The 12,065-nt window shown below is 57.9% G+C and carries 13 protein-coding genes; 2 read left to right on the forward strand and 11 right to left on the reverse strand.

All coding sequences use genetic code 11. The features are described 5' to 3' along the window. The first annotated feature begins 90 nt into the window (after nucleotides 1-90). A complete protein-coding gene (locus tag ACTJLA_RS06410; protein ID WP_057975594.1) occupies nucleotides 91-654 on the forward strand; it encodes a cysteine hydrolase family protein in 564 nt (187 codons plus the stop codon). 21 nt (nucleotides 655-675) lie between these two features. On the opposite strand, the gene tam is transcribed toward ACTJLA_RS06410, so the two are convergent. The 3 genes from tam to ACTJLA_RS06425 form a co-directional block, all read right to left on the reverse strand. Beyond that, nucleotides 676-1,437 carry a trans-aconitate 2-methyltransferase gene (gene tam / locus ACTJLA_RS06415; RefSeq protein ID WP_054896951.1) on the reverse strand — a complete coding sequence of 254 codons (762 nt, stop codon included), beginning with the start codon at nucleotides 1,435-1,437 and terminating at the stop codon, nucleotides 676-678. Nucleotides 1,438-1,622: 185 nt separating this feature from the next. Beyond that, the gene (locus ACTJLA_RS06420; RefSeq protein WP_003232445.1) at nucleotides 1,623-2,138 is read right to left on the reverse strand and encodes a single-stranded DNA-binding protein; all 516 of its coding nucleotides are present in this window, start codon (nucleotides 2,136-2,138) and stop codon (nucleotides 1,623-1,625) included. Nucleotides 2,139-2,147: 9 nt separating this feature from the next. Beyond that, nucleotides 2,148-3,542 (reverse strand): MFS transporter, encoded by a 1,395-nt coding sequence (locus tag ACTJLA_RS06425; protein WP_314550073.1) that lies wholly within the window; start codon nucleotides 3,540-3,542, stop codon nucleotides 2,148-2,150. A 178-nt stretch (nucleotides 3,543-3,720) separates the two neighbouring features. Between ACTJLA_RS06425 and uvrA the strand changes: the two genes are divergently transcribed. Then, complete coding sequence (uvrA, locus tag ACTJLA_RS06430; RefSeq protein ID WP_003194630.1) at nucleotides 3,721-6,555, forward strand: excinuclease ABC subunit UvrA; 2,835 nt, start codon at nucleotides 3,721-3,723, stop codon at nucleotides 6,553-6,555. Between the two features lie 67 nt (nucleotides 6,556-6,622). On the opposite strand, the gene bfr is transcribed toward uvrA, so the two are convergent. The 8 genes from bfr to rpmJ all read right to left on the reverse strand — a co-directional run bounded on the left by bfr (nucleotide 6,623) and on the right by rpmJ (nucleotide 12,042). After that, a complete protein-coding gene (gene bfr / locus ACTJLA_RS06435; protein ID WP_003176400.1) occupies nucleotides 6,623-7,087 on the reverse strand; it encodes a bacterioferritin in 465 nt (154 codons plus the stop codon). 155 nt (nucleotides 7,088-7,242) lie between these two features. Beyond that, entirely contained in the window at nucleotides 7,243-8,691 is a 1,449-nt protein-coding gene (locus ACTJLA_RS06440; RefSeq protein WP_034125919.1) for a catalase, read from the reverse strand. 237 nt (nucleotides 8,692-8,928) lie between these two features. Continuing rightward, nucleotides 8,929-9,315: a 50S ribosomal protein L17 gene (gene rplQ / locus ACTJLA_RS06445; protein ID WP_003176402.1), complete on the reverse strand. Its 387-nt coding sequence runs from the start codon at nucleotides 9,313-9,315 to the stop codon at nucleotides 8,929-8,931. Nucleotides 9,316-9,356: 41 nt separating this feature from the next. After that, the gene (locus ACTJLA_RS06450; RefSeq protein WP_003176403.1) at nucleotides 9,357-10,358 is read right to left on the reverse strand and encodes a DNA-directed RNA polymerase subunit alpha; all 1,002 of its coding nucleotides are present in this window, start codon (nucleotides 10,356-10,358) and stop codon (nucleotides 9,357-9,359) included. 22 nt (nucleotides 10,359-10,380) lie between these two features. Then, the gene (rpsD, locus tag ACTJLA_RS06455) at nucleotides 10,381-11,001 is read right to left on the reverse strand and encodes a 30S ribosomal protein S4 (RefSeq protein ID WP_003176404.1); all 621 of its coding nucleotides are present in this window, start codon (nucleotides 10,999-11,001) and stop codon (nucleotides 10,381-10,383) included. Between the two features lie 18 nt (nucleotides 11,002-11,019). Further along, nucleotides 11,020-11,409 carry a 30S ribosomal protein S11 gene (gene rpsK, locus ACTJLA_RS06460; RefSeq protein WP_002555466.1) on the reverse strand — a complete coding sequence of 130 codons (390 nt, stop codon included), beginning with the start codon at nucleotides 11,407-11,409 and terminating at the stop codon, nucleotides 11,020-11,022. A gap of 30 nt (nucleotides 11,410-11,439) precedes the next feature. Further along, nucleotides 11,440-11,796, reverse strand: coding sequence for a 30S ribosomal protein S13 (rpsM, locus tag ACTJLA_RS06465; protein ID WP_003194635.1), 357 nt, complete (start codon nucleotides 11,794-11,796; stop codon nucleotides 11,440-11,442). Nucleotides 11,797-11,925: 129 nt separating this feature from the next. Next, the gene (gene rpmJ, locus ACTJLA_RS06470) at nucleotides 11,926-12,042 is read right to left on the reverse strand and encodes a 50S ribosomal protein L36 (RefSeq protein ID WP_002555468.1); all 117 of its coding nucleotides are present in this window, start codon (nucleotides 12,040-12,042) and stop codon (nucleotides 11,926-11,928) included. Between the last annotated feature and the right edge of the window lie 23 nt (nucleotides 12,043-12,065).

Raw genomic sequence — 12,065 nt, forward strand, 5'->3', positions numbered from 1 at the left:
TTTTCCCCCTGTTATTGTCGGTGCAGCCAATTCTCGGTGTGATCGCCAGCTAAGATACTAGGCCCATCAACCCATCACGAGGCAACACACATGGCCAAGCAGGCGCTCATCCTAATCGATATCCAGAACGACTACTTCCCCCAGGGCAAGTGGCCGCTTGACGGCGTGGAAGCCGCAGCGGACAAGGCGGCGCAGGTGCTCCAGGCGTTTCGGCAGGCAGGCGATGCGGTGATTCATGTACGGCATGAGTTCGCTGGCGACGACGCACCGTTCTTCACACCGGGCTCCGAAGGCGCGCATTTGCATGCCAAGGTGCTCAACGAGGGCGATGAACCGGTGGTGCTCAAACACTTCGTGAATGCGTTTCGCCAAACCAACCTGCGCGAACTGCTGGAACAGCGCAGCATCACCGAGGTGGTGGTGGTGGGTAGCATGAGCCATATGTGCGTTGACGCCGTGGTGCGGGCGGCAGCGGACCTGGGCTACAAGGTTACGGTGATCCATGACGCCTGCGCGACCCGCGACCAGGAATTCAACGGCCAGGTGATTCCGGCGGCACAGGTGCACGGGGCGTACATGGCCTCCCTGGCATTTGGCTATGCGGGTGTAGTGTCGGCAGAGGAATATCTGAAAGCCCAAGCAGCGGCTGCGTGACCGCCACCTGGGCTGATCGCTTTAGCGTGTGGCAATGATGAACAGCCGCGGAAAGGGCAACAACACCGTGCCATCGGCCAGGGCTGGATAAGCCTGGGTAATTCGCGCCTGGTATTGCTGCAGGAAGGCGGCTTTTTCATCGTCCGTCAACGGCGCAAGAAAAGGCCGCAATGCCGAAGCCTTGAACCACTCCACCACCGCCGCGTGGTCCGCCAAGGGGTGTTGATAGGTGGTGCGCCACACGTCCACGGTACTGCAATGCTTGCTCAGCAGTTCGTAGTAGTAACTGGCGGTGTGCCGTTCATTGTGTTTGACCGCCCCTATCTTTGCCGACCATGGGCCATCGGCCGCGACTTCTCGGGCCAGGCGATGAGCGGGCTCGTCAAGGTTGTCCGGGGTTTGCACCGCCAGCGTACCGCCTGGGTTCAGTTGGTGGACCAAATGCGGGTAGAGCGTGGCGTGGTCGGGCAGCCATTGCAGCGAGGCATTGGCCAGAATCACATCCAAGCGTTGCGCAGGATGCCAGGCGCCGATGTCCGCCAGCTCGAAGTTCAACCTGGGCAGGCGCTTGCGGGCGTCTGCCAACATGTCATCGGAGCTGTCCATGCCAGTGACGTGCGCTTGGGGGAAACGCTCGGCCAGCACTTCAGTGGAGTTTCCCGGCCCGCACCCCAGGTCGACTGCGGTGCCCACGTCGGTGTTGGGAATTGCCGCAACCAGGTCACGGACGGGGCGAGTGCGCTGCTGTTCGAACATCGTGTACTGCTTGGCGGACCAGGTCATCACAGCCTTCCTTCTTTGTTAGAGGTGGCGCCAGCCTAAATCTTGTGAGCCATGAGAACAAATGCTGGGGTTGGTGTGCTGCCTGTACAAAGGCACCCCGCGCGCGACGCCTGCACGTCGACCATAAAAAACCCCCGATGCTTTCGCTATCGGGGGTTTTGTTTGTTCAGGGTCGGTCTTGGACCTTAGAACGGGATATCGTCATCAAAGCTGTCGAAATCCGGAGCCGGTTGCGGAGCAGCCTGTTGTGGTGCTGGGCGCGACTCACGCTGTGGCTGCTGGCTTGGCTGCGGACGCGACTGCTGTGGGCGCGGTGCCGAGTTGGACATGCCGCCCTGGCCCTGTTGGTCGCCCTGTGGACGGCCGCCCAGCAGTTGCATGGTGCCTTGCATGTCGACCACGATTTCGGTGGTGTAACGCTTGATGCCGTCTTTTTCCCACTCGCGGGTTTGCAGTTTGCCTTCGATGTACACCTGCGAACCTTTGCGCAGGTATTCACCGGCGATCTCCGCAACCTTGCCGAACATCGACACGCGGTGCCATTCGGTCTTCTCGACCTTCTGGCCGGTCTGCTTGTCGGTCCACTGTTCGCTGGTCGCCAGGCTCAGGTTGGTCACGGCGTTACCGTTAGGCAAGTAGCGAACTTCGGGATCCTGGCCGCAAGTACCGACCAATATGACTTTGTTAACCCCACGGGCCATAACGTTCTCCTAGGCTGGGCGCGCTGTCGGCACTGGGTTGACCAGTTGCTCGAGCGTCGCGCGATCCAATAATTCGGTGTCCAATTTGATGTAAATGGCCGTCTCTTCAGCGACCACGACTGCATCCGTTACCCCTACGACAGCCTTCAGGCGCTCTACCAGGCCGGCTTCGCGGATCGCCTCGGGCGATAGCGGCAAACGCAGACTGGTGACGTAGGGAGGTTCGCGCATGGTAACAGCAAAGACCAGCCAAAGTGCAGCCAGCCCGGCGCATCCGAGGAACACAACCGACAAACCGCCATGCTGGAACATCCAGCCGCCCATGATGCCGCCCAACGCGGAACCCAGGAACTGGCTGGTGGAATACACCCCCATGGCCGTGCCCTTGCCGCCTGCCGGTGAAACTTTACTGATCAATGACGGCAACGACGCTTCGAGCAGGTTGAAGGCGGTGAAAAACACCACCGTACCGATCACCAATGCTCGCAGGCTGTCGCCGAACTGCCAGAAGAATAGTTCAGTGAGCATCAATGTCGCGACGGCGCCGAGTAAAACTCGTTTCATTTTGCGTTTCTTCTCGCCATAGATGATGAACGGGATCATGGCGAAGAACGAAATCAACAGCGCAGTGAGGTAGACCCACCAGTGCTGTTCCTTGGGCAGGCCGGCTTTTTCCACCAGGGCCAGGGGCAAGGCGACGAAGCTGCACATCAGCATGGCGTGTAATACGAAGATACCTAAATCCAGGCGCAGCAAGTCCGGGTGCTTGAGCGTGGGAAGCAACGCCTTGCGTGCGACGCCCGATTCACGATGCTGCAGGGTACCGGTGGAGCGCGGCACCATAAAGGCAACGATCAGGATGCCAAACAACGCCATGCCGCCCGTGGCCAGGAACAGCCCATGCAAGCCGAACGCGCGCGTGAGCAAGGGCCCGACCACCATGGCCACGGCAAACGACAGGCCGATGGTCATGCCGATCATCGCCATGGCCTTGGTGCGGTGTTGTTCGCGGGTCAGGTCCGACAGCAGCGCCATCACGGCGGCGGAAATCGCACCGGCGCCCTGCAGGATGCGGCCGGCGATCACGCCCCAGATCGAATCGGATTGGGCCGCTAGCACACTGCCAAGGGCGAATACGATCAGCCCGAGATAGATCACCGGGCGACGGCCAATGCGGTCGGAAATAATCCCGAACGGGATCTGGAAAATCGCCTGGGTCAGGCCATAGGCACCAATCGCCAGGCCGATCAAGGCGGGGGTCGCACCTGCGAGATCCATCCCATAGGTGGCCAGCACTGGCAACACCATAAACATGCCCAGCATACGGAAGGCGAACACCAAGGCCAGCCCGCTTGCCGCTCGGGTCTCGCCGCTACTCATGCGTTCGCTGTGGGGATCGTGCATGGAAAAACCTCGTGTGAACCGGCGGCGATTCTACCAGTCCCATCGATTGAGAGGGTATATGCGGCGCTTTGCCGCGCAGCTTTCATGTGAGGCTGCAGGCGGCGTTTTGACAGTGTATATTCATCCAGTCTTTAGCCGTATACTCCGGCATCATTTACGCCCGCCGTGCGAGGCCATCTTGGACAAGATCCTGATTCGTGGGGCTAGAACCCACAACCTGAAGAACATCGACCTGACCCTGCCCCGGGACAAACTGATCGTCATCACCGGCTTGTCCGGCTCCGGCAAATCGTCCCTGGCGTTCGACACGCTGTATGCCGAAGGTCAGCGCCGCTATGTGGAATCCCTGTCGGCCTACGCCCGGCAGTTCCTGTCGATGATGGAAAAGCCCGATGTCGACACCATTGAAGGCCTGTCGCCGGCTATTTCCATCGAGCAGAAATCCACGTCCCACAACCCGCGCTCCACCGTGGGTACCATTACCGAGATCTACGACTACCTGCGCCTGCTCTACGCACGCGTGGGTATCCCCCGCTGCCCGGACCACGATATCCCCCTGGAAGCTCAGACCGTCAGCCAGATGGTCGACCTGGTGCTGGCCCAGCCCGAAGGCGCCAAGCTGATGCTGCTGGCGCCTGTCATTCGCGAGCGCAAGGGCGAACACCTGTCGGTCTTCGAAGAGCTGCGTGCCCAGGGCTTTGTACGTGCGCGCATCAACGGCAAGCTCTATGAGCTGGACGAAGCGCCGAAGCTGGACAAGCAGAAAAAGCACTCCATTGATGTGGTGGTCGACCGATTCAAGGTGCGTGCCGACTTGCAGCAGCGTTTGGCGGAATCGTTCGAAACCGCGCTGAAGCTGGCCGATGGCATTGCCCTGGTAGCGCCGATGGATGACGAGCCGGGCGAAGAGATCATCTTCTCCGCACGCTTCGCCTGCCCGATCTGTGGCCATGCCATCAGCGAGCTCGAACCCAAACTGTTTTCCTTCAACAACCCGGCCGGCGCCTGCCCGACTTGCGACGGCCTGGGTGTGAAGCAGTTTTTCGACATCAAGCGCCTGGTCAATGGCGAGCTGACCTTGGCCGAGGGTGCGATACGCGGATGGGACAGGCGTAACGTCTACTACTTCCAGATGCTTGGGTCGTTGGCCTCCCACTACAAGTTCAGCCTGGAAGTACCGTTCAACCAACTCCCGGCAGACCAGCAGAAGGTCATTCTAAATGGCAGCGGTTCGCAGAATGTCGACTTCAAATACCTGAACGATCGCGGCGATATCGTCAAGCGCTCGCACCCGTTCGAAGGCATCGTGCCGAACCTGGAACGCCGTTACCGCGAAACCGAATCGGCGAGCGTGCGCGAGGAGCTGGCGAAGTTCCTCAGCACACAGCCATGCCCGGATTGCCGTGGCACGCGCCTGCGCCGTGAAGCCCGGCATGTATGGGTGGGCGAGAAGACCTTGCCTGCAGTAACCAACCTGCCGATCGGCGATGCCTGTGAATACTTTGGCGTGCTGAAGCTGACCGGTCGTCGTGGCGAAATTGCCGACAAGATCCTCAAGGAGATTCGCGAGCGGTTGCAGTTCCTGGTCAACGTGGGCCTGGACTATCTGTCGCTGGACCGCAGTGCCGATACCCTGTCTGGCGGTGAGGCACAGCGCATTCGCCTGGCCAGCCAGATCGGCGCGGGCCTTGTGGGCGTGCTGTATATCCTCGACGAGCCGTCGATTGGCTTGCACCAACGAGATAACGACCGCCTGCTGGGCACGCTGAAACACCTGCGCGATATCGGCAATACCGTGATCGTGGTGGAGCATGATGAAGACGCTATCCGCCTGGCGGACTACGTGGTCGATATCGGCCCCGGCGCGGGCGTGCATGGTGGCCATATCGTTGCTGAAGGCACGCCTGCCGAGGTGATGGCACATCCTGATTCACTGACCGGCAAATACTTGTCTGGCCGTGTGAAGATTGAAGTACCCGCCAAGCGAACGCCGCGTAACAAGAAGATGGCGCTGCATCTCAAGGGCGCGCGCGGGAACAACCTGCGCAATGTCGACCTGGAGATTCCACTGGGCCTGCTGACCTGCGTGACCGGTGTTTCCGGTTCGGGCAAGTCGACGCTGATCAACAACACCCTGTTCCCACTGAGTGCCACCGCCCTGAATGGCGCGACCACCCTGGAAGCGGCAGCTCACGACAGCATCAAGGGCCTGGAGCATCTGGACAAGGTGGTCGACATCGACCAGAGCCCGATTGGGCGTACGCCTCGCTCCAACCCAGCCACCTACACCGGGCTGTTTACCCCTATCCGTGAGTTGTTCGCTGGCGTGCCAGAGTCGCGCTCACGGGGTTATGGGCCGGGCCGCTTCTCGTTCAACGTCAAGGGCGGCCGCTGTGAAGCGTGCCAGGGCGATGGCCTGATCAAGGTGGAAATGCACTTCCTGCCGGACATCTACGTGCCGTGCGATGTGTGCAAGAGCAAGCGCTACAACCGCGAGACCCTGGAGATCAAGTACAAGGGCAAGAGCATCCACGAGACCTTGGAAATGACGATCGAGGAAGCTCGCGAGTTCTTCGACGCAGTGCCGGCGCTGGCGCGCAAGCTGCAGACGCTGATGGATGTGGGCCTGTCGTACATCAAGCTGGGGCAGTCAGCGACCACGCTGTCGGGTGGCGAGGCGCAGCGGGTAAAGCTGTCTCGCGAGCTGTCCAAGCGTGATACCGGCAAAACCTTGTATATCCTCGATGAGCCGACCACTGGCCTGCACTTCGCGGATATCCAGCAGTTGCTGGACGTACTGCACCGCTTGCGGGACCACGGCAATACCGTGGTGGTGATCGAGCACAACCTTGATGTGATCAAGACTGCCGACTGGCTGGTAGACCTGGGGCCAGAAGGTGGTTCTAAGGGTGGCCAGATCATCGCAGTGGGCACTCCGGAGCAGGTTTCCGAAATGCCTCAATCGCACACCGGTTACTACTTGAAACCGTTGCTGGAACGCGACAGGGCCTGATTTTTTCATCGCCCAATAAAAAGCCCCTGCCACTTTGCGGTGACGGGGGCTTTTTTATAGCCGGGAATCAGAACTGCGATTGCAGGTAATTTTCCAGGCCGATCAACTTGATCAGGCCCAACTGCTTTTCCAGCCAGTAGGTGTGATCTTCTTCGGTGTCATTCAACTGCACCCGCAATATTTCCCGGGTGACATAGTCGTTGTGCTGTTCGCAAAGCTCAATGCCCTTGCAGAGTGCGGCACGGACCTTGTACTCAAGGCGAAGATCGGCAGCGAGCATGTCAGGCACTGTGGTACCCACGTCCAGATCATCAGGACGCATACGCGGCGTGCCTTCGAGCATCAGAATGCGGCGCATCAGGGCGTCAGCGTGCTGTGCCTCTTCTTCCATTTCGTGGTTGATACGCTCATAGAGCTCGGTAAAGCCCCAGTCTTCGTACATACGCGAATGGATGAAATATTGGTCACGAGCTGCCAGTTCGCCCGTCAGCAACGTGTTGAGGTAATCGATTACGTCGGGGTGACCTTGCATCGCCCTACATCTCCCTGCTTGAAAGACTGTAGTTTGAACCATGCTGACTTGAAGGTCACGGGACAAACGGCAGAAAAGTGAAGATTTCCGGAGAAAAGTAGCTGAAATAACGCAAAAACCGCCCAAATGAGGGCGGTTCTGCTTATCGTTTAGAGTCAGTTAAGCGATACACCCAGTGCCCTTGCGATTGCGTCTCCGTAAGCCGGGTCGGCCTTATAGAAGTGCTGCAGTTGACGCTGGACCACATCGCTGGAAACGCCACCCATAGCACCGGCGATGTTATTGGTGAGCAGGGCTTTCTGCTCATCATTCATCAGACGGAACAGCGCACCGGCGTGGCTGTAGTAGTCCGTATCTTCGCGGTGATCGTAACGATCGGCGGCGCCGCTCAGGGCCAGTGCTGGCTCTGCATATTGCGGGGCTTGTTTCGGTGCGTCGGCATAGCTGTTTGGCTCGTAGTTCGGAGCCGCCCCACCATTGCTGCCAAAAGCCATGGAACCGTCACGCTGGTAGCTGTTAACCGGGCTACGTGGTGCGTTCACCGGCAGTTGCTGGTGGTTAGTGCCCACACGATAACGGTGAGCATCGGCGTAGGCGAAAACTCGACCTTGGAGCATACGGTCTGGCGACAGGCCAACGCCTGGGACCATGTTGCTTGGGCCAAATGCGGCCTGCTCGACTTCGGCGAAGTAGTTCTGCGGATTACGATTGAGCTCCAACTCACCCACTTCAATCAACGGGAATTCTTTTTGCGACCAGGTCTTGGTCACGTCAAACGGGTTCTCGTAATGGGCGTTCGCCTGTGCCTCGGTCATGATCTGGATGCACACGCGCCACTTGGGGAAGTCACCGCGCTCGATTGCACCAAACAGATCGCGCTGGGCGTAGTCAGGATCGGTACCCGCCAAGCGCGCAGCCTCGGCCGGAGCCAGGTTTTTAATGCCTTGCTTGGTCTTGTAGTGCCACTTCACCCAATGACGCTCGCCCTGGGCGTTGATCAGGCTGTAAGTGTGGCTGCCGAAACCGTGCATGTGACGGTAGCCGTCTGGAATCCCGCGGTCCGAAAACAGGATAGTGACCTGGTGCAACGCCTCAGGGGAGTGCGACCAGAAATCCCACATCATTTGCGCGCTTTTCAGGTTGCTCTGCGGCAGGCGTTTCTGGGTGTGGATAAAATCCGGGAACTTCAGCGGATCACGGATAAAGAACACAGGGGTGTTGTTACCGACGATGTCCCAGTTGCCTTCCTCGGTGTAGAACTTCAAGGCGAAACCACGTGGATCGCGCTCAGTGTCGGCCGAACCGCGCTCCCCACCCACCGTGGAGAAACGCAAGAACGTAGGGGTCTGCTTGCCAACGGACTCGAACAATTTGGCGCTGGTGTATTGGGTAATGTCTTTTGTCACCGTGAAGGTACCGAAGGCACCCGAACCTTTGGCGTGCACGCGACGCTCAGGGATGTTTTCACGGTTGAAGTGAGCGAGCTTCTCGATCAGGTGAAAATCGTCGAGCAGCAAGGGGCCACGAGGGCCGGCGGAACGTGAGTTCTGATTGTCCGCAACGGGCGCGCCGCTGGCGGTGGTAAGGACTTTATTCTGGCTCATGCGCATCTTCCTCAGGTCGGGCTTGAAACTGCCGGCTAATCGGCTTGGAGGGAGTATTGACCATCCACATGACACCTACAAATTCATTAAATTGTAGGCTTCAATAGAAAATAACTACCAACATGCCCGACGCTTATAGTGAAGCGTGTCGCCTGAAGATTCTTGTACGCAACGCGCTTTTGTTACGCGCACAAAAAACCGGGCACTAGGCCCGGTTCTTCGTTGCAGCTTGTCGTATTACTCGGCGCTTACAGCTTCGCCGGCAGTAGCACGATCAACCAACTCGACGTACGCCATAGGCGCGTTGTCGCCAGCGCGGAAACCGCACTTGAGGATGCGCAGGTAGCCGCCCTCACGGGTAGCGTAACGCTTACCCAGGTCGTTGAAGAGCTTACCAACGATAGCTTTCGAACGAGTACGGTCGAAAGCCAGACGGCGGTTAGCCAGGCTGTCTGTCTTGGCCAAAGTGATCAGCGGCTCAGCAACGCGACGCAGTTCTTTAGCTTTCGGCAGTGTAGTTTTGATCAGCTCGTGCTCGAACAGCGACACCGCCATGTTTTGGAACATGGCCTTGCGGTGCGAGCTGGTACGGCTCAGGTGACGACCACTTTTACGATGACGCATGGTTCATTCCTTACCAAACTCACGTTCGGTGATTACGACGATCAGGCAGTCGCCTTGTCGTCCTTCTTAAGACTTGCAGGCGGCCAGTTGTCGAGGCGCATGCCGAGGGACAGACCGCGGGAGGCCAGAACGTCCTTGATTTCGGTCAAGGATTTCTTGCCCAGGTTCGGAGTCTTCAACAGTTCTACTTCGGTGCGCTGGATCAGGTCACCGATGTAGTAAATGTTTTCCGCCTTAAGGCAGTTAGCCGAACGTACAGTCAGTTCCAGATCGTCAACCGGGCGAAGCAGGATCGGATCGATCTCGTCTTCCTGCTCGATTACCACTGGTTCGCTGTCACCTTTGAGGTCGACGAACGCAGCCAACTGCTGTTGCAGAATGGTTGCAGCGCGGCGGATAGCCTCTTCAGGATCCAGGGTACCGTTGGTTTCCAGATCAATAACCAGCTTGTCCAGGTTAGTACGCTGCTCGACACGGGCGTTTTCCACCACGTATGCGATACGGCGAACCGGGCTGAACGAAGAGTCAAGCTGCAAGCGACCAATGCTGCGGCTTTCGTCTTCATCGCTCTGACGCGAGTCGGCCGGTTCATAACCACGACCACGAGCTACAGTGAGCTTCATGTTCAGGGCGCCGTTAGACGCCAGGTTAGCGATTACGTGATCGGGGTTAACGATCTCGACATCATGATCCAGCTGAATATCGGCAGCGGTAACCACCCCCGAACCCTTCTTCGACAAGGTCAGCGTAACTTCGTCACGGCCGTGCAGCTTGATAGCCAGACCTTTAAGGTTCAACAGGATTTCAATTACGTCTTCCTGTACACCTTCGATGGCGCTGTACTCGTGGAGCACACCGTCAATCTCGGCCTCGACTACTGCACAGCCGGGCATTGAGGACAACAGGATGCGGCGCAGCGCGTTGCCCAGGGTGTGGCCAAAACCACGCTCGAGAGGCTCGAGAGTAATTTTGGCGCGGGTTGGACTGACAACCTGCACATCAATGTGGCGGGGTGTCAGGAACTCATTTACCGAAATCTGCATGGATGCACCTATTTTCTAGCCCTTACTTGGAGTAGAGCTCGACAATCAGGCTTTCGTTGATGTCGGCGGACAGATCACTGCGAGCAGGAACGTTCTTGAAAACGCCCGACTTCTTCTCAGTGTCTACTTCTACCCATTCTACGCGGCCACGTTGGGCACACAGATCGAGAGCTTGGACAATGCGAAGTTGGTTTTTTGCTTTCTCGCGAACTGCGACCACGTCACCAGCACGAACCTGGTAGGACGGAACGTTTACGGTCTGACCGTTAACGCTGATCGACTTGTGCGATACCAGCTGACGGGATTCGGCACGAGTCGAACCAAAGCCCATACGGTATACAACGTTGTCCAAACGGCATTCGAGCAGTTGCAGCAGGTTTTCACCGGTTGCACCTTTCTTGCCAGCAGCTTCTTTGTAGTAGCCGCTGAACTGACGCTCGAGAACGCCGTAGATACGACGGACCTTCTGCTTTTCACGCAGTTGGGTGCCGTAGTCGGACTGGCGACCGCGGCGTTGGCCGTGGATACCAGGTGCTGCTTCAATGTTGCACTTCGATTCGATCGCGCGCACGCCGCTCTTCAGGAAGAGATCGGTGCCTTCGCGACGAGCGAGTTTGCATTTTGGACCAATGTAACGAGCCATTCTTTACAATCTCCTGGATTACACGCGGCGCTTCTTCGGCGGACGGCACCCGTTGTGCGGGATTGGCGTCACGTCGGTGATGCTGGCGATCTTATAGCCACAGCCGTTCAAAGCACGGACAGCAGACTCACGACCTGGACCTGGACCTTTGACGTTAACGTCGAGGTTTTTCAGGCCATATTCCAGCGCAGCTTGACCAGCACGTTCAGCAGCTACTTGAGCAGCAAACGGGGTGGACTTGCGGGAACCGCGGAAACCCGAACCACCGGAGGTAGCCCAAGAAAGCGCGTTACCTTGACGGTCGGTGATGGTCACGATGGTGTTGTTAAAAGATGCATGGATGTGGGCGATGCCATCAACCACTGTCTTTTTAACTTTTTTACGAGGACGAGCAGCAGGTTTTGCCATGATAATTTTCCTGTCGATTCGCTGGGGCGATTACTTGCGGATCGGCTTACGCGGACCTTTACGGGTACGCGCGTTAGTCTTGGTACGCTGACCGCGTACTGGAAGACCACGACGATGACGCAGACCGCGATAGCAACCGAGGTCCATCAAACGCTTGATTTTCATGTTGATTTCGCGACGCAGGTCACCTTCAGTGGTGAACTTCGCCACTTCGCCACGCAGCTGTTCAATCTGCTCGTCGCTCAGATCCTTGATCTTAGCGGCTGGGTTTACCCCAGCAACTGCGCAAATTTTCTGCGCAGTAGTGCGACCAACACCATAGATGTAGGTCAGCGAGATAACAGTGTGCTTGTTATCTGGAATGTTAACGCCTGCAATACGGGCCATTCAGTGGGACTCCAATTGACAGCTACCTACGCCCCGGAAGCCAAGAAATAGGGCGCGAGATAATATCGCTGTAATAACAAATAATCAACCCGGCAGCGCACTAGCTGCCGGGCTTCAAGCGGATCACACTCAGCCTTGGCGCTGTTTGTGACGCGGTTCCGCGCTGCAAATTACTCGAACAACACCTTCGCGGCGAATAATCTTGCAGTTACGGCACAGCTTTTTCACCGATGCACGAACTTTCATCACCAACTCCTCGAACCTTATGG

Origin of the sequence: Pseudomonas sp. 22072, assembly GCF_052046095.1 — a bacterium.
GTDB lineage: Bacteria > Pseudomonadota > Gammaproteobacteria > Pseudomonadales > Pseudomonadaceae > Aquipseudomonas > Aquipseudomonas paracarnis.